Annotated in this window: 14 protein-coding genes and 2 pseudogenes; 3 read left to right on the top strand and 13 right to left on the bottom strand. The window is 68.0% G+C overall.

The genetic code is table 11. From position 1 onward, the window contains the following. Positions 1-32 precede the first annotated feature (32 nt). On the bottom strand, positions 33-395 hold the full coding sequence (locus FB390_RS05320; RefSeq protein WP_141807944.1) for an STAS domain-containing protein: 363 nt from the start codon (positions 393-395) through the stop codon (positions 33-35). Between the two features lie 258 nt (positions 396-653). Here FB390_RS05320 and FB390_RS05315 point away from each other — a divergent pair, with 258 nt between their 5' ends. Both FB390_RS05315 and FB390_RS05310 read left to right on the top strand, forming a co-directional pair. After that, positions 654-1,073 (top strand): ATP-binding protein, encoded by a 420-nt coding sequence (locus tag FB390_RS05315; RefSeq protein WP_185756947.1) that lies wholly within the window; start codon positions 654-656, stop codon positions 1,071-1,073. 50 nt (positions 1,074-1,123) lie between these two features. Further along, positions 1,124-1,807 carry a PAS and ANTAR domain-containing protein gene (locus tag FB390_RS05310; RefSeq protein ID WP_141807942.1) on the top strand — a complete coding sequence of 228 codons (684 nt, stop codon included), beginning with the start codon at positions 1,124-1,126 and terminating at the stop codon, positions 1,805-1,807. Position 1,808: 1 nt separating this feature from the next. Here the strand turns inward: FB390_RS05310 and FB390_RS05305 are convergent, their stop codons facing one another. After that, positions 1,809-3,242, bottom strand: a complete 1,434-nt coding sequence (locus FB390_RS05305) for a lipase maturation factor family protein (RefSeq protein ID WP_141807941.1) — start codon at positions 3,240-3,242, stop codon at positions 1,809-1,811. A 221-nt stretch (positions 3,243-3,463) separates the two neighbouring features. Between FB390_RS05305 and FB390_RS05300 the strand changes: the two genes are divergently transcribed. Then, positions 3,464-4,024, top strand: a complete 561-nt coding sequence (locus FB390_RS05300; RefSeq protein WP_141807940.1) for a dihydrofolate reductase family protein — start codon at positions 3,464-3,466, stop codon at positions 4,022-4,024. Between the two features lie 240 nt (positions 4,025-4,264). On the opposite strand, the gene FB390_RS05295 is transcribed toward FB390_RS05300, so the two are convergent. From FB390_RS05295 to FB390_RS05245, 11 genes and pseudogenes are all read right to left on the bottom strand, one after another. Continuing rightward, positions 4,265-6,589, bottom strand: a complete 2,325-nt coding sequence (locus tag FB390_RS05295) for a heavy metal translocating P-type ATPase (protein ID WP_141807939.1) — start codon at positions 6,587-6,589, stop codon at positions 4,265-4,267. Between the two features lie 30 nt (positions 6,590-6,619). Next, positions 6,620-7,549 (bottom strand): hypothetical protein, encoded by a 930-nt coding sequence (locus FB390_RS05290; protein WP_141807938.1) that lies wholly within the window; start codon positions 7,547-7,549, stop codon positions 6,620-6,622. Between the two features lie 32 nt (positions 7,550-7,581). Beyond that, entirely contained in the window at positions 7,582-7,803 is a 222-nt protein-coding gene (locus tag FB390_RS05285) for a heavy-metal-associated domain-containing protein (RefSeq protein WP_141807937.1), read from the bottom strand. Between the two features lie 58 nt (positions 7,804-7,861). Then, positions 7,862-9,280 carry an MFS transporter gene (locus tag FB390_RS05280; protein ID WP_141807936.1) on the bottom strand — a complete coding sequence of 473 codons (1,419 nt, stop codon included), beginning with the start codon at positions 9,278-9,280 and terminating at the stop codon, positions 7,862-7,864. Positions 9,281-9,940: 660 nt separating this feature from the next. Continuing rightward, positions 9,941-10,603, bottom strand: a complete 663-nt coding sequence (locus tag FB390_RS05275) for a sterol desaturase family protein (RefSeq protein ID WP_141807935.1) — start codon at positions 10,601-10,603, stop codon at positions 9,941-9,943. 24 nt (positions 10,604-10,627) lie between these two features. After that, positions 10,628-10,948: pseudogene (locus FB390_RS05270) on the bottom strand (FCD domain-containing protein); the annotation flags it as partial. Between the two features lie 447 nt (positions 10,949-11,395). Then, positions 11,396-11,767 (bottom strand): annotated as a pseudogene (locus FB390_RS05265) (FadR/GntR family transcriptional regulator); the annotation flags it as partial. Positions 11,768-11,957: 190 nt separating this feature from the next. Further along, positions 11,958-12,614 carry a hypothetical protein gene (locus FB390_RS05260; RefSeq protein ID WP_246123867.1) on the bottom strand — a complete coding sequence of 219 codons (657 nt, stop codon included), beginning with the start codon at positions 12,612-12,614 and terminating at the stop codon, positions 11,958-11,960. Beyond that, positions 12,611-14,281, bottom strand: coding sequence for an ABC transporter family substrate-binding protein (locus tag FB390_RS05255; protein WP_141807934.1), 1,671 nt, complete (start codon positions 14,279-14,281; stop codon positions 12,611-12,613). The genes FB390_RS05260 and FB390_RS05255 overlap by 4 nt, the downstream gene beginning before the upstream one ends. A gap of 35 nt (positions 14,282-14,316) precedes the next feature. Then, positions 14,317-15,996, bottom strand: a complete 1,680-nt coding sequence (locus FB390_RS05250; RefSeq protein ID WP_141807933.1) for an ABC transporter family substrate-binding protein — start codon at positions 15,994-15,996, stop codon at positions 14,317-14,319. After that, a complete protein-coding gene (locus FB390_RS05245; protein ID WP_141807932.1) occupies positions 15,993-17,669 on the bottom strand; it encodes an ABC transporter family substrate-binding protein in 1,677 nt (558 codons plus the stop codon). The genes FB390_RS05250 and FB390_RS05245 overlap by 4 nt, the downstream gene beginning before the upstream one ends. Positions 17,670-17,682 lie beyond the last annotated feature (13 nt).

Raw genomic sequence — 17,682 nt, 5'->3', positions numbered from 1 at the left:
GCCGGCAGCGGTGACCAGGCGGACGCCTGCGTTCAGCTCGGGGTGTTGCTCTCGTCCGCGGCCAGCGCGGCGTTCAGCGAGGGGAACACCGAGAGCAGCTCGTCGAGGGCGGTGAGTTCGATCGGGCGGCGCACCGCGTCGGAGGCGACGACGCGCAGTCGGGCCGGCTGCGCTTCGGAGGCGACGAGCAGCACGCTCAGTCCCGCCGAGCCGAGGAAGCCGACGTCCAACATGTCGACCACCAGCGACTTCCCGCCGCTCTGAGCCTCTTCCAAGGCGGCTTGCAGCTGCGGCGCGGAAGCCATGTCGACCTCGCCGTGCACGGTGACGACGGCCACGTCGCCGAATTCGCGCACCTGCACGTCGAGAACTTTGGACGCGCCCTCGCCGCTCACCGCCGACCTCCCAGCTCGCAATTCGCCACTTTCCCACCTCTGCAGCATCGAGCCTCGCCACGCCGGGCGTGACAAGGCTGTGAGCGTCTTCCAAGTCAACTTACCCGATCTCGACTGTCGTAATCGCCGCGCCGAAATACGGAGACGGACGCCACTATCGGCCACCTCATACGGTGTGATCGGGCTTGCCGGGCGCGCGAATGGGTATTGCTCTGGGCGAGAAGGCAATCGACATGGACGTTGCAGGGAGGCAGCGAGGTGACCACGTCCCGCTCACTTCGGCTTCGAACGCCGCCGAGACCGTTGGAGCTGGACTTTCCGGCAACCGCCGATCGTTTGGCCCAGGTCCGGCACACTTTTCAGGACTGGCTGGAGCGTTGTGGCATCGGCGCCGAGCGCGCTTACGACGTGCTGCTCGCGGTCGGTGAGGCCTGCACCAACGCGGTCGAGCACGGACATCGCGGCGACGGCGGCACCGTGTGCGTACGGGCCGCGTGCACCGGCGCCGAGTTGAATGTCACAGTCGCCGACCACGGGCGCTGGAAGCCGCCCGATCCGCAGGCGAGGTCCGTGCGCGGTCGCGGGCTCGCGATCATCCGCGCGGTGATTCCCGACGTCGCTGTGACCACCGGGGAAGGTGGGACCACTGTGGCGATGCGGCTGCCGCTGACCGCCTGATTCCCGGGCATAGGCCCGCGCTTCCCGGTTACCACCTGGATACTGGTCAGGTGATAGAGGGCAGCGAACTGAGCCCGCGTGCGATCGGCGCGCTCGGCAGTGTGATCGGCACCGAGTCGTGCGCGAACGCGGGAGAGTTCCGTTTCTCCTTCGCCGACCAGCGCTGGGAGTGGTCGGACGAGGTCGCCCGCATGCACGGCTACGAGCCGGGCGCCGTGGAACCGACGACGGAGTTGCTGCTCTCGCACAAACATCCCGACGACCGCGAGCTGGTCGAATCGGTGATCGCCAAGGTGGTGGACACCGGCGAACCGTTCTGTAGCAGGCATCGCATCATCGATGCCGAAGGCCGGGAGCATCCGGTCATCGTCATCGGCGACTATCAGACCGACGAGAACGGCGTCGTCATCGGCACGGCCGGGTATTACATCGATCTCACCGATGCGCTCGAGGGCGAGCGCAGGGACGTCGTCGAGGACCTGCTGCCCGAGCTGATCGAGTCGAGGGCGGCGATCGAACAGGCCAAAGGCGTGCTCTCCCTGGTCTACGCCGTATCCGCCGACCAGGCCTTCTCGATCCTGCGCTGGCGCTCGCAGCACACCAACACCAAGCTTCGCGATCTCGCGCAGCGGTTGGTGCTCGACGCGCAAACCATCGACGCCGACCGGTCGGGTCTGCGCACCAGATTCGATCATGTGCTGCTGACCGCGCACGAGCGGGTCGTGCCCGAATGAATCAGGCGAAGCCGCGGGCCTGGTGCAGGGTCAGCGGCGGGAGGTATTCGTCGACGAGTTCGCGGCGCCAGCAGGTGTGGTCGCGTCGGAGTTCGCGCAGGCTGGTGTAGCGGTATTCGTAGAGTCGGGCGCGGATGTAGCGGGGCGGTGCGTCGGGGAAGGGGCAGTGGCGCAGCAGGCGCAATGTCGCGGGGTCGTTCTGGAGCAGCCGCACGACGAAGGGGAGCAGCCAGGATGCCGCGTAGCGCGGTGAGATGGCGGCGAACCACATCAGCCAGTCCAGTCGCAGGTGGTAGGGCGCGTACTGGCGTGGCCAGCGGCGCGGGTCGCCGGGTTTGCCCTTGAATTCGTATTCGCGCCAGACCGTTTCATCGGAGATCGAGGCGTCGGCGGTGCCTTCGATCACCACCTCGTTGCGCACCCGGTCGATGCTTCCGAAGGCGCCGTAGGTGTTGACCAGGTGATACGGGTTGAACGAGGTGTTCATCCGCTGGTTCTTGGAGCACAAGTTGCGCACCGGCCAGTAGCTGAGGCCCACGGTGAGCACCGTCAGGGCTATCACCGCGCCCACGAACCAGAGCGGCGGCTCCGACAAAGCGGGCGCGCCGGGCAGCGGGCCGAAGGCGCGCGCGTCCAGTGCCGTGACGGCGAGCAGGATCGTCAACCAGTTCAGCCAGGCGAAGTTGCCGGAGAGCACCAGCCACAGCTGCGTCACGATGACGAGCCCCGCGGCGATGCTCGCGATCGGCTGCGGCGTGAACAGCCCGAATGGCACCACGAGCTGGGCGAAGTGATTGGCCGCCACCTCCACCCGGTGCAGCGGCCGAGGCAGATGGTGGAAGAACCAGCTCAGCGGGCCGGGCATCGGCTGGGTCTCGTGGTGGTAGTAGAGGCAGGTCAGATCGCGCCAGCACGGGTCGCCGCGCAGCTTGATCAGTCCCGCGCCGAACTCCACCCGGAACAGCAGCCAGCGGGCGAGCAGCAGAACCAGCAGCGGCGGCGCGACGGTGTCGTTGCCGAGGAAGATCGCCAGAAAACCGGTCTCCAGCAGCAGCGACTCCCAACCGAAGGAGTACCACGCCTGGCCGATGTTGACGATCGACAGATACAGCGCCCACAGCACCGTCCACATCGCCATGGCCGCCCACAGCGGCACCAGATCCCCGAGCCCCACGACCATCGCCGCCGACAGCGCCACCCCCGCCCACGCCACACCCGCGAAGAACCGGTCCGAATAGTGCAGGTGGAACAGACTCGGCGAGCGCCGCGGCGAAACCCGCCGAAGGAACCGCGGTGCCGGCAGCATCCCGCGCTCTCCGATCAGCGCACGGAACTGCAGCGCCGCCCCGAGGAAGGCGAGCAGATACACGACCGCCAGGCCACGCTGAAAGAACAGCCTGGCCTGCCAGTATTCGGGCGCCGTGAACCACTCCATGCCCGCAGCTCCTCGGACGGTGGAAGTCCATGGTGCTTCCGTACTACCCAACCGCCCAGCACGGAAACGCCCGCGCCCCACCCTCGCCGCCCCCGCACCCGCCGCGGGCGGTACGGCGAGCGATTTTCTCGTGCGATGAGTTTTGCGGGCGTGCGCCGTCTCTATGTGTGAGATGCTCCGGACGCACCGGGCGCACAGCAACGTACAAGTGAGGTCACACAATGGGCAAGGTCGTTGTCTCCGAATTCGTTTCGGCCGATGGCATCATCGAGAATCCGGCGTGGACGTTCCCGTTCTGGAACGACAGCATCGCGAACTTCAAGAGCGGCGAGGTGTTCGACGCCGACGCGCTGCTGCTCGGCCGCGCGACCTACGAGGGCTTCGCCGCGTCCTGGCCCGAGCACCCGGAGGAGGGCGACTACAAGGTCCGGATGAACAGCATGCCCAAGCACGTCGCGACCACCTCGCTCACCGAGCTGGAGTGGAACGCGACCCGCATCGAGGGCGATGTCGCCGAGGGCGTCGCCAAGCTGCGCGCCGAGCAGAATCTGCTGGTCTTCGGCAGCGGCGCGCTGATCAACACGCTGCGCGCCAACCACTTGGTCGACGAGTACCGGCTGGTGATCTACCCGGTGCTGCTCGGCAAGGGCCAGCGGCTGTTCGACGACGTCGACGCCGAGGAGACCATGGAGCTGAGCAGCTCGGAGGTCCTGGACAACGGCGTGATCCTGGCGACCTACAAGGTCACCGCCCACAGCGTCGTACGCCCCTCCTTCGACTGACCCCGGCGCCGCCGGTGGGCATCCGGCCAAAGGCCACCGTCAGTGGCCGGGCCGCGGTCGGGATCACCTTCAGTGGTCTGGCCCCGGCCATGTTCGGTGGGCAGACGGCCGACCGGAGGTCACCTTCAGTAGCCAGGGCGCGGTGTGGGTCGCCTTCAGTCCAGACCCGCTCGTGTACGCGAAAGGGCGGGACGGCCTTGTGGGGTGCCGTCCCGCCCTCTTCCTGCGCTCGTGTTCGCGCTACTGCGCGGTGGAGCGGAATCCGCGTAGCCGCAGGCTGTTGCTGACGACGAACACCGAGGAGAACGCCATCGCCGCACCGGCGAGCATCGGGTTCAGCAGCCCCGCCATGGCCAGCGGAATCGCGGCCACGTTGTAGGCGAAGGCCCAGAACAGGTTGCCCTTGATGGTGCCGAGTGTCCTGCGGGACAACCGGATCGCGTCCGCCGCGGCACGCAGATCGCCGCGCACCAGGGTCAGATCGCTGGCCTCGATGGCGACGTCGGTGCCGGTGCCCATGGCCAGGCCGAGATCGGCCTTGGCGAGCGCGGCGGCGTCGTTGACGCCGTCGCCGACCATCGCGACCACCTTGCCCTCGGACTGCAACCGCTCGACGGTGGCCACCTTGTCCTGCGGCAGCACCTCGGCGACGACCTCCTCGATGCCGACCTGATCGGCGATCGCCCGTGCCGCGGCCTTGTTGTCGCCGGTCAGCATGATCGGCGTCAAGCCGAGCGCCTTCAGCTGCGAGATCGCCTCGGCCGAGGTGGCTTTCACCGCGTCGGCGACCACGAGCACGCCGCGCGCCTTGCCGTCCCAGCCGACCGCGACGGGGGTCTTGCCCTCCGACTCGGCCGCGTGCATGGCCCGCTCGAGCTCGGCGTCCAGGTGCTGCGACCAGTCGGCGAGCAACCGGGCTCGCCCGACGATCACCGCGTGCCCGTCCACCACGCCCTGCACGCCGAGGCCCTCGATGTTGGCGAAACCTTCGACCGCCGCCAGCTCGCCGACCTTCTCGCGGGCGCCCTTGGCGATCGCCTGCGCGATCGGGTGCTCCGAGGAATCCTCCAGCGCGCCGGCCAGAGCCAGCACCTCGCTCACGTCCTCGCCGTCGGCGGCGATCACGTCGAGCAGGGTCATCTTGCCGGTGGTGACGGTGCCGGTCTTGTCCAGCACAACGGTGTCCACCCGGCGGGTCGATTCCAGCACCTCGGGACCCTTGATCAGGATGCCGAGCTGCGCGCCGCGTCCGGTGCCGACCATCAGCGCGGTCGGGGTGGCAAGGCCGAGGGCGCACGGGCAGGCGATGATCAGCACCGCGACCGCCGCGGTGAACGCCGCCGCCACGGAACCACCGGTGCCCAGCCAGAATCCGAGCGTCGCGACCGCGAGCGCGATCACCACCGGCACGAAGATCCCGGAGATCTTGTCGGCCAGCCGCTGCGCCTGCGCCTTGCCGTTCTGCGCGTCCTCGACCAGCTTCGCCATCTGGGCGAGCTGGGTGTCGGAGCCGATCCTGGTGGCGCGCACCACGATCCGGCCGCCGACGTTGACCGTCGCGCCGACGACGCCGTCGTCCTCGCCGACCTCGACCGGCACCGATTCACCGGTCAGCATCGAGGCGTCGACCGCCGAGGAACCCTCCACGATGACACCGTCGGTGGCGATCTTCTCGCCGGGCCGGACCACGAATTCGTCGCCGACACCGAGCTGTTCGATCGGAATCCGCCGCTCGACGAGGTCTCCATGGCGGCGCTCCCGGGGCCCTCCGTGGTTACGCTCGCTGCCTCCTCCGGGCCCGTCGCTCGCGCCGCGACGCAGCAGCGAGACTTCCTTGGCCCCGAGCTCGAGCAGTGCGCGCAGCGCCGCGCCCGCCCGTCGCTTGGACCTTGCCTCGAAGAAGCGCCCGGCCAGGATGAACGTGGTGACGCCCGCCGCGGCCTCCAGGTAGATGTTGCCGGTGCCGTCCATCCGGGAGATGGTGAACTCGAACGGGTGGGTCATACCCGGCGTGCCCGCGGTACCCCAGAACAGCGCGTAGAGCGACCAGCCCAGCGCGGCCAGGGTGCCCATCGAGACCAGGGTGTCCATGGTCGCGGTGCCGTGGCGCAGGTTGGTCCACGCCGCGCGGTGGAACGGCAGCGCGCCCCAGACCACCACCGGCGCGGCCAGCGTCAGCGAGAGCCACTGCCAGTTGGTGAACTGCAACGCGGGGACCATCGCCATGGCGATCACCGGAACGGTCAGCACCAGCGAGACCAGCAGCCGGGTCCGCAGGGCGGCCGTCGGATCCGCTTCGGCGGACTCGTCGGTCTGCTCCTCGGTCGGCGGCGCGGGCAGCGCGGCGGTGTAGCCCGCCTGCTCGACGGTGGCGATCAGGTCCTCGGGGGAGATGTCACCGGTGAAGTCGACCCGCGCCTTCTCGGTCGCGTAGTTGACGGTGGCGGTGACGCCGTCCAGCTTGTTCAGCTTCTTCTCGATGCGGTTGGCGCAAGACGCGCAGGTCATGCCGCCGATCACCAATTCGACCTGGCCGTTGGCCGGTGATTGCGTCGCGGTCGTCATCGGAATTCCTTTCTCTGCGGCACGTGGTGATCAGTGGCCGTGGCCCGGCTCGGCGGGTGCGCCGTGCCCGGTCTGCGCGTTGCCCGACGGTACCGAGAGCGTGAACTCGACCGTGCGGACCACCCCTTCGTGCTGGAAGTCGAGGAACAGGCGGTAGTCGCCCGCACTCGGCGCCGTCACGAAGAAGGTGATGCCCGGACCCGCCGCGGTGACGCCGTCACCGGGATGGCCTTCGGGGTGAACGTGCAGGTAGGCCAGGTCGGCGGCGCGCAGCGCGACCAGGTGGCCGTAGGCGCCGAGGTAGGGCTGGAGGTCGGTGACGGGCTTGCCGCCCTTGCTCACCGAGAGCGTGACCTTCGAGGCCTGGCCGGGAGTGACCGCACCATCCAGGGTAACTGTGTAGTCGCCCACCGCCGCGGTGCTCGCGGGTGCGGGCAGCGGCCGCGGGTCGTAGGCGCCCGCGACCCGGAGATCGGCGCCGAGTGTCAGGCTCGGGCCGCCCTCGGGGGTGAAGTCGGCGAACACGCGGTAATCGCCCGCGCGGGTGAGGTCGAGCGGGACGCTCCAGGTCCCGTTGCCGTCCAGCACCGGGTGCACGTGCTGGAAGGCGGACATGTCGCGGCGGACCACGATCAGGTGCAGGTCTTTGTCGTGGCTGCGGACGTACCGGGTGACCGGCGCGCCCTGCTGATCGAGGATGCGGAACCGCAGCGTCGAGTTCGGCGCCGCGGCGGTCTGCGCGGTGTCCAGGCTCAGGGTGTAGCCGTCGGCGGTGACCAGCAGGCCGCCGGGCAGCTCCTCGGCGCCGGACCCGCCGTCGGTGGCGGGCCCGGTCGCGTGAGCGTCGTGCGCGGCGGCCTCGGTGGGTTCCGGGCCGATCGCCGCTCCGGTCGCGAGAGCGATCCCGAAGACCGCCGCGAGTCCGAGGGTGAAGCCGGCGAACTTGGTCGTGGCGTTCATCGGGTGCTCCGTTCCGGGTTGTCGTTGTCGGGTCAGTCGGCGAGCTGGAAGCCCGCACGGTCGATCGCGTCGGCGATGGCGGCGCGATCCGCCTGGGCCGGTCCCGAGACGGTCACCGTCGCGCCGTCCAGGTCGACGCTCACCTCGGTGACGCCGGGCAGCGCGCCGACCTTGTCGCGGACCTTGTTCACGCAGCAGCCGCAGGTCATGCCGGTGACGGCGTAGGTGGCTGTGGCGGGTGCGGTGGGGCTCATGGTCTGTCTCCTCGTCTGCTGCGTTGTCGGTTCTACCATACCCCCCTAGGGTATTTTGTCAAACGGTTTCCGATACGGGTTCCGCGGCGGGGGTCCGCATGGTCACCGCCGCGATGCCGGCTCCCGCGAGCGCGATGACCGCCGCGCCCAGGAAAGCGGCCGAGAAACCGCTGGTCAGCTCGGAGACGTCGGCGATCTGGTCGGCACCGAACGCCGCGGCGACGGCCGTCATCGCGGCCAGGCCCACGGCCGAGCCCACCTGGTAGGAGACGTTGACGATGCCCGAGGCGAGGCCGCCCTCCTCCGGACGGGCCGCCGAGATGGCGGTACCGAGGGAGGGTATGAAGGCCAGCGACATGCCGCCCGCGGCCACCAGCGAGGCGGGCAGCACGTCGACCCAGAAGTTCCCGGTGGGCCGTACCAGCGACATGATGCCGAGTCCGAGCGCTAGTACGAGCAGGCCGGTGACGATCATCGGCTTGGCGCCGAAGCGCTGCATGGCGCGCGGGGCGAGCACGATCATGCCGAGCATGATCAGCGTGGTCATCGGGAGCAGCGCCGCGCCCGACGGGAACGCGCTGTAGCCGAGCACCTGCTGCAGATACAGATTCAGGAAGAACCACATCGGCACCCAAGCCGCGCCGAGCAGTAGTTGGGCGATGTTGGCGGCGGCCAGGTTCGGCGCGCGGAAGATGCCGAGGCGCATCAGCGGTTCCCGGCGGCGGGACTGGACGACCACGAAACCGGCGAGCAATGCGCCCGCGATCGCGAGCACGCCCCAGGTCTGCCCGGAGGCCCAGCCGACCTCGGGCGCGCGGACGATGCCGTAGACGGCGGCGGCGAGACCGGCGGTCACCGTTGCCGCGCCGAGCAGATCGACCGAACCCGAGCGGGCTGGTGCGCTCGGCATCAGCGCGGGCACCGCGACGAGAGCGAGCAAAGCGATCGGGACATTGATGTAGAAAACCCAAGGCCAGCTGATGTATTCGGTGATGACGCCGCCGAGGAACACGCCCGCCGTTCCGCCCGCTGGCGCGGCCGCGCCGTAGACGGCGAGCGCCTTGGTCAGCTCCTGCGGTGAGGAACCGAAGAGCATCATCAGCAGGGTCAGTGCCGAGGGCGCGATGAGGGCCGCGCCGCCGCCCTGGACCGCTCGGCCGATCAGCTCGGTCGCGACATTGCCCGCGGCGCCCGCGATCACGGAGCCGACGAGCAGCGTGAGCCAGCCCGCGGCGAACACCCGGCGCGCGCCGAGCAGGTCCGAAAGGCGGCCGCCGAGCAGCAGCAGGCCGCCGAAGGCGATCACGTACGCGTTGAACACCCATGTCAGATTCTCCTGGGAGAAGCCGAGTTCGGCCTGCATCTTCGGCAGTGCGATGCCGATGATCGAGGTGTCCATGATGACCATGAATTGCGCGGCGGCGATCACCGCCAGCGCCCACCATCTGCGGGTGGTGGGCGCGGTTTGCGTAGTCATGACATTTCCATCCTTTCCGTGCGGAAGATCCGTTGCAGGGCGGTACCATACCCCCCTAAGGTATACGGATGTCAAGGAGGAAGTGTCGTGGATCGGTTGGTGCTGGCCTACCTGAGGTCTTTGGGGGCTCGGGTAGTTGTGGGGGTTGCGTTGGGGTGACGGTTTCCGGTGTTGGGGGTGCCCAAGAGGGTGCGCCTACCAGTGCTTTCGCCCAATGTTGCGGGTGCTTGGAAGGGTTCGCCTACCGGTGTTTTCGCCCAGTGTTGCGGGTGTTCAGAAGGGTTCGCCTACCCAGGTTTTCCTCGGAGCGGTGCTGGGCGCGTCGTGTGCCGTACCCGGCTTCCCTCCCGCAGTCGGGTGCGCGGGGTTCGGCTTCCGGCTTGGTCATCTGGCTGTGGTTGCGTCTAGGGAGGGCAAGCGAAAAGAGCTCTCGGCCTGTCAACCTGAGAAGAGCTCTCGGCCTGTCAACCTGAGGAGGGCTGTTGGCCTGTCAAGGGCGCAACCACCATTTGACTACCGTCGATAGAGAAATGGATTCGACGGTAGTCATATGGTGGCTTTTCAAGATCGAATAGCAACCATTTGACTACCGTCGATTTTCGGCGCATCGCACCTGGTGCCGCGGGCTGCGGAATCCGGCCCAGAAGCGGCACGGCTAGCTCAACTCACCTGGGCTCCATGCAAGTTGCGAGCGGTGGGTGAGGTGTCCACCGCGCTGGGGTCCGGATACGTTCCGAAAACGCGGTCCGCGGTTCCGGAGCTCGTGACCGTGAACCAGAAGTGCTCGTTCTTGTAGTGGTGGTGCCGGTGGTTGCGCCAAACAGCGCGGTACAGAGCCCTTTTCGGCTTGTAGTCGGTGTGGATGAGGTAGTGCGTCCACTCGTAGCCGAGTCCGAGCACCGTGATGGTCAGCAGGAAGGTCAGGCCGAGGCCGAGTCGGGGGAACGCGAAGGCGGTGATCGCCAGCAATGCCACGATGACGAAGGCGAGCGAGCGGGTCGGGATGAAGATCAGCGGGATGTTGCGCGGATCGACGTGGTGCTGGCGGTGTTTGCGGGCCAGCTCGCTGTCCAAGGCGATCGGGCCGAGGCGCTTCGGCCGCCAGTGCAGCACCATGACGTGCACGACCCACTCGAACGCGGGGAACACCGCGAGCATCACCAGCGGCAGGAGGGTGTCGCCGAGTTGCCAGTCGCCGACCAGGATTCGGGCGATCAGGGCGAGCACCAGGGCGGTGCCGATCATCCACGGCGAGGGGTGGCGGAGGAACTCGCGGAAGGCGTCGCCGAGGGTGAGGCCTCGGCGCAGCTGGGTTTTGGACATGGTGTCACCTCGGGTGTTGCGTGATCAGCGGCCGCCGAGGGCCTCGATCAGGGCGGTGGTCGCCGGTTCGAGCAGGGCCCGAGCCTTGTCGGCGGCCTTCTTCGGCCGGCCCGCCACGATGGCGGCGGCCAGTTCGCGGTAGCCCTCGGCATTGCCCACTTCGGCGGACATGACGGGGGCCAGCGCCGCGAGCGCGGGTTCGTACGCGGCGCGCAGCATGTTGAACATCAGGCGGAACACGATCGAGTCGGCCGCGTCGACGACGTGATCCCAGAACTCCAGGGCGAGTCGTTGCAGCGCGACCGGATCGGTCTCGACCGTGAGCGCCGCGACGACGCGCTCGAGATCGTCTCGGACCTGTTCGAACTCGGTGATCGTCTCGGTGCCGGACTGCGCCTTGCCGGGCGCGCGATCGGTGCGGCCTGCCGCGCCCGCCCCTGCCGCTTTCGGTGCGATCTGCGCGCGGTCCGTGTCCCGATCGAGCCCGCCTGGCTGGCTGGTGGCTTGCGCGTGGTGCGAGTTTCGATCGGACGGATCCGGCTGGCGGGTGGTCGCGTTGTCCGAATCCCCGGGCGTATCCGAGTGGCGGGTGGTCGCGCAGCCCGAGTCCCGAGCGGACGTGCCCGATGGGCTGGTGGCTTGCGCGTGGTGCGAGTTTCGATTGGGCGCGCCCGACGGGCTGGTGGTCGCGCGATCCGAGTCACCATTGGGCGCATCTGGCTCGCGGGTGGTCGCGTCGCCCGAGTCTCCATCCGGTGCACCCGACTGGCTCGCGCCGCTGTGGTCCAACGACCCCATCCGCGCGGCCGCCAACTCGGCGACCTTCGGCCCGTTGTGCATGCGGACCTCCAGAATGCTGCGCGCGACAGCGGGTTCGAGCATGCCCTCCCGGATCAACAACCGGGGCAGGATCTCCAGCCCGGCGCCGCGGCGATAGTCGAGCACGGTGGTCGCGTCGCCCTGCCGCACGGCGACGAGTCCCGCCGCGGCAAGCCGTTGCAGCGCCTCGCGCACCGCGGGCCGCGAGACGCCGAGCGCCTCCGCCAACTGCCGTTCGCTCGGCAAGGTCGACCCCGGCGCCAGTTCGCCGCTGAGCACATTCGCGGCGATCTGCTCGAACACATCCGCCGACACCGACCGCTTGACCACAGGTTGCAACGCCATGCGTCTACTGTGCGCCTGGAGTGGTCAGCTGGTCAAGTGGTCAGACCAATACTGCGTCCAGAATGCCGGGTGACCTTCATTCAGCCGACCTGCGTGGCCGATGAACCGACCGAGGGTGACCTTCCTCGCGGTGGGCAGACTGACGGTGACCTTCGGTCGGATCGTGCGTCCAACCTTTCTGGACGGGGGACTAGCTCGGGTCGGACCCGCGAACGGCCGCGAGCCAAGTCGCGGTAGCAGCCGCGACGCAGAGCGCGCCGACAAAGGCGACGAGACCCCCACCATCGACGTAAATCCACAGCAACGCGGCAAAGGGCGCGGCGACGGCGGGCTGAACGTCGAACAGCAGCCGCCGCGTCACCCGGCTCGCGGCGAGCACGGGTGCGTCCGGATCGGGCCGGCTCGGATTGTCGACGAGCCGCCCCGGCGGTTCCGTATCCCGCGCGCGTCCCGAGGGATACAGCCGCAGATCCCCCGCCCGAACGACGCGCCCATCGAACTCGGCCGAACTCTCCGTGAAAGTCACCAGCGCCGGATCGAAGTACACCGGCAACCACCGTCGCGCACCGGCCGGACCGGTGACCTCCAACCACGATCGGCTCACCAACCGGTGCTGCTGCCGAACCCGCGCGACCCGGAGAACTCCCGCCTCGGGCAACCCGCAGGACAACAGCCCGAAGGCCATCAGAAGCCGAATCCCGGTGTAGCCCAGTATCCCCAGCGCCACCGTCGCCAACCCGGCCAACTGGTCCACCGTGGCGAACGGCGCCCACGCGGCACAGACCGCGAGGGCGCCGAGCGTCACACCGATCGGATAGGCCAGCGGATGGGCCGACCTCGAACTCACTTCAGGAAGCCGACTTTCGTGTAATCCGGCGTGGCCAACCCGAACGCGCCGTAGTTGGCGAGGTTGTCGCGCACCGCGTAGGTGCCCGAAGCCTGGTGCAGCGGAACCGAATAGCCCTCGGCGAAGATCATCTGATCGCACTGGTTGGCCAGCTCGATCGCCTTGTCCGGGTCCAGCTCCGCGATGGTCTTGTCGATGAGCGCGTTGAGCTCCGGCGAACCGATGCGCGCCTTGTTGCCCATCAGGTTGTTCGGGTCGTAGTAGTAGACCTGCTGCAACGCGCCGAGCGGCAGCGCGCTACCGCCCCAGCTGAACTGGGCGATGTCGAAGTTGCCCGGATCGATCACGTCCTTGAACAGGCCCGTGCCCGGAACGGTCTGGATGTTCAGCTTCACGCCGACCGCGGCCAGGTTCTGCTGCACGATCTGGGCGGTCTGCACCCAGGCGTCCTGCTGGTACATCACATCGCGGAGTTCGAGCCTGCGGCCGTCCTTCTCGCGCACGTCGCCGTTGAGTTTCCAGCCGAGCTCGTCGAGCATCCGGGCCGCCTCGGCCGGGTCGTAGGCGATCGGAGCGGCGTTGTCCTGGTAACCCTTCTGGCCCGCCATGAAGATGTGGTTGTTCAGCGGCTTCGGATTCTCGACCACGCCGTTCTGCGAAGCGGTCACGATGCCCTGCCGGTCGATGGCCTTGGAGATGGCGATCCGCAGCTGCGGATCCTCCAGCAGCGAGCCGGGCGCGCCGTTGAAGGTCAGGTGCGACCAGCTCGGCTCCGGCGCGCGCCGGATGACCACGTTCGCCGCGTAGCGCGCCGCCGTCACGTTCTCGATGCCGGACATGTAGGCGATGTCGAGCTCGTTGTTCTGGATGGCGGGCAGCCAGGCGGTGTGGTCGAGCACGCTGAAGGTGATGTTGTCCAGCTTCGGGGTGTCGCCCCACCATTGCGGGTTGCGGCTCAGCGTGATTCGCTGCTGCGCGCGATCGATGTTGCTGATCACGAACGGGCCAGAGCTGAGCGTCAGCCCGTCCCGGTTGGCGGTGTTGAACGCCTCGGGCGACCCGGTGACCGACTTCGGGTAGAGCGGGCTGAACTGGCCGCGCCATTCACCGTAGGGCTGGCTGAAGGTGACGATCGCCTGCCGGTCGTCGACGCCGCGCTCGACCTTCTCCACCCGGTCGAAGCCGCTCAGCGCCGAGACCAGGTACGCGTTGTCCTTGCCGCTCTGCGCGTTCGCCTGGGAGCGCAGGTCCTCCCAGGTGATCGGGCTGCCGTCGGACCACACGGCCTTCGGATTGATGGTGTAGGTGACCTGCTGCGGACTGGTGTTGGTGAGCTGCACGTCGGTGAAGAAGTTGTGATCCACCGAGAGCTCGCCCGCCGCGTTGCTGACGAACGGGGCGGGCATGGTCGGGCCCGCGACAAGCGCGCCGCTCTCGGTGCCGCCGTCCACTTGGAGCACGTTGAAGTTCTCCGGGAACGAGCTCAGCACCAACCGCAGGTTCCCGCCCTCGCGCAACTGGCTCGGGTCCACCGGGTTGATGTCGTTGGTGCTGCCGATCGTGCTGGTGCCGGGAGCGATGGCGCCGTTGTCGGAACAACCGGTGAGGATCAGGCCGAACGCGGCGAGTGGCACCGCCAATCTGGTGGTCAAGGAACGTATCCGCATCGAGCTGGTCCTTCCGCGTCGGCCTGATCGTCACATCACTGCGTGAACCCGACCTTAGTTGCGTCGGCGGAGGCCAGGCCGAACGCGCCGTAGTTGGCGAGGTTCGCGCGCACGGCGACGGTGCCGGGCGACTGCACGATCGGCACCGAGTGGCCCAGCTCGAAGATCATCTTGTCGGCCCGGTTGGCCAGCTCGATGGCCTTGTTCGGGTCGAGCTCGGAAATCGTCTCCTCGATCAGCGCGTTCAGTTCCGGGCTGCCGACGCGGCCCTTGTTGCTGAGCCGGTTGTTCGGATCGTAGGCGTAGATCTGCGGCAGCGCGCCGAGCGGCAGGATGCCGCCGGACCAGGTGAACTGGCAGATCTCGAAGTTGCCTGGATCGATCACGTCGGTGAAAAGACCGTTGCCGGGGAAGGTTTGGATGGTCATCTTCACGCCGACGGCGGCGAGGTTCTGCTGCGCGATCTGCGCCATCTGCACCCACGTGTCCTGCTGGTACATCACATTGCGCAGTTCCAGCCTGCGGCCGTCCTTTTCGCGCACGTCGCCGTTGAGCTTCCAGCCCAGTTCGTCGAGGATCCGCGCGGCGCCCTCGGGGTCGTAGGCCACCGACTGAGCGTTGTCCTGGTAGCCCTTCTGGCCGTTGAGGTAGATGTGGTTGTTCAGCGGCTTCGGGTCGTCGACGATGCCGTTCTGCGTCGCGGTGGCGATGCCCTGCCGGTCGATGGCCTTGGCGATCGCGACCCGCAACCGCGCGTCCTCGAGCAGCGAGCCCGGCGCGCCGTTGAAGGTGAAGTGCGAGAACCGTGGCGCGGCGGCCCGGCGCACCTGGATGCCCGGCGAGTTGGTCGCGGTCTTCACCTCGTCGATGCCGGACACGGTCGCGTAGTCGAGCTCGTTGTTCTGCAGCGCCGAGATGCGCGCGGAGTAGTCGAGCACGCTGAAGGTGACGGTGTCGAGCTTCGGGGTGTCACCCCACCACTTCGGGTTGCGCTTCAGCACGATGCGCTGCTGGGCGCGGTCGATCGAGTAGATGAGGAACGGCCCCGACGAGATCGGCAGGCTGTTGCGCGCCCAGTTCTCGAAGGACTCCGGCGATTCGGTGGACGCCTTCGGGTACAGCGGGTTGAACAGCCCCTGCCATTCGGCGTAGTGCTGGGCGAAGGTGACGATCGCCTGCCGGTCGTCGACGCCGCGCTCGACCTTCTCCACCCGGCTGTAGCCCTGCGTCGCGCGCACCTGGTAGGCCGTGTCGCGGCCGTTCAGCGCGTTGACCTGCGAGCGCAGATCCTCCCATGTGATCGGGGCGCCGTCGGACCAAACCGCTTTCGGGTTGATCGTGTAGGTGATCTGCTGCGGGGAGGTGTTGGTCAGCTTTATCTCGGTGAAGTAGTTCGAGTCGGTCGTCAGCTCGCCCGCCGCGTCCGAGTTCACCGTGCCGGGAAGCGTCCAGCCGACCACCTCGGAGACGTCGCCCGACGCGTCCACGTGCGAGGAGTTGAAGGTCTCCGGGAAGGCGGTCAGCGCCAAGCGCAGGTTGCCGCCCTCGCGCAACTCGCTGCGATCGCGGGGATCGATGTCGTTGCTCGTGCCGATCGAACTCGAGCCGGACTGCACATCGGCTCCCGCGCCGCAGCCCGCGAGCAGCAGTGCGATGGCCAGCGCGGGCGCGGCCACCCCTAGGCCGAGCCGACGACGAGAGTGTATTGCGGTCATTTCACGAATCCGATCTTGGTGTAGTCGTAGGACGCCAGGCCTGGGGAGCCGAAGTTGGCCACCTCGGCGCGGACGCCCCAGCTGCCGTCCGACTGGGTGAGCGGCAGCGAGTGCCCCTCTTCGAACACTTTGCGGTCCACCTCGTTGGCCAGCTCGATGGCCTTGGCGGGATCCAGCTCGCGCAGCGTGCGCTCGATGAGCGCGTTCAGTTCCGGCGATCCGATGCGACCGAAATTGCCCTGCAGATCGTTCGGGTCGTAGTAGTAGATCTGCTTGATGCTGCTGAGCGGGAAGGCGTCACCCTGGAACGTGAACTGGGCGGCGTCGAAATCGCCGGGCTGGATGACGTCGGTGAAGTAGCCCGCGCCCGGCTTGGGGTCGATGACGAGGCCGACGCCGATCTGGGCCAGGTTCTGCTGGATGATCTGCGCGACCTGCACCCACAGCGCGTCGTTGTACATCACGTCGCGGATGATCAGCTTGCGGCCGTCCTTCTCGCGGACGTCGCCGTTGAGTTTCCAGCCGAGCGCGTCGAGTTCGCGCGCCGCCGCGGCCGGATCGTGGGGCAGGCTGTTGTCCTGGTAACCGCGCTGGCCCTGCAGGAAGATGTGGTTGTTCAGCGGCTTCGGGTTCTCCACCAGGCCGTTCTGGATGGCGGTCGCGATGCCCTGGCGGTCGATCGCCTTCGAAATGGCCACTCGCACCGCCTGATCGGCGAGGATCGAGCCGGGCGCGCCGTTGAACGTGATGTGCCGCCAGCGATTGCCCGGCGCCCGGCGCACCACCAGGCCCTCGGTGCCGCGGACGTTCTTCACGTCGTCGATGGAACTGAGCAGCACCGCGTCGATCTCGTTGTTCTGCAACGCGGCGACCCAGGCGCTGCGATCGAGCACGGAGTAGGTGATGGTGTCGAGCTTGGGCTGTTCGCCCCACCACTTCGGGTTGCGGCCCAACACGATCCGGCCTTGGCCGCGATCGGTCGACTGCACCTGGAACGGGCCCGCGGTCGGACCCATCGCGTCGGCCAGGCTGTTGTTGAACGACTCCGGATCCTGCGTCACCGACTTGGGGAACAGCGAGGCGTTGCCCGCGAACTGGCCGCGCCATTCGGCGTAGGGATGGCTGAAGGTCAGGATCGCCTGGCGATCGTCGACGCCGCGCTCGACCTTCTCGACGAACTCGAATCCGTTGGTGATGGCGATCAGGAAGCGCTTGTCCTTGCCGCTGAGCGCGTTCGCCTGCGAACGGATGTCCTCCCAGGTGATCGGTGTTCCGTCGGACCAGACGGCCTTCGGGTTGATCGTGTAGGTGACCTGCTGCGGGTCGGTGCTGGTCAGCGCGACATCGGTGAAATAGTCGTGATTGATCGACAACTCGCCCGCCGCGTCGGTGTGGAACGCGCGCGGCATCATCGGCCGTTCGATGTCGGCGATCTCGCCCTCGTTGCCGTCGTTGGACAGCGTGTTCCAGTTCGCCGGGTACGAGGTGGTGGCCAGCCGCAGATTGCCGCCGTCGCGGATCTCCTCGCGCGGCTTGGGATTGATGTCGCTCGTGGTGCCCAGCGCGTCGGACAGACCAGCCGCCGAGTCGTCGGCCGTACCGCACCCGGCGGCGATCAACCCGGCCGCCACCGCTCCCGCGACCCAGCGCATTCCGCTCGAACGGATCCGCATGCTGCCCTCCTGA

Origin of the sequence: Nocardia bhagyanarayanae (genome assembly GCF_006716565.1) — a bacterium.
Taxonomy (GTDB): Bacteria; Actinomycetota; Actinomycetes; order Mycobacteriales; family Mycobacteriaceae; genus Nocardia; species Nocardia bhagyanarayanae.
Note: the sequence above shows the minus strand (reverse complement) of the source record. Positions and strands in the feature narration are given on the sequence as shown.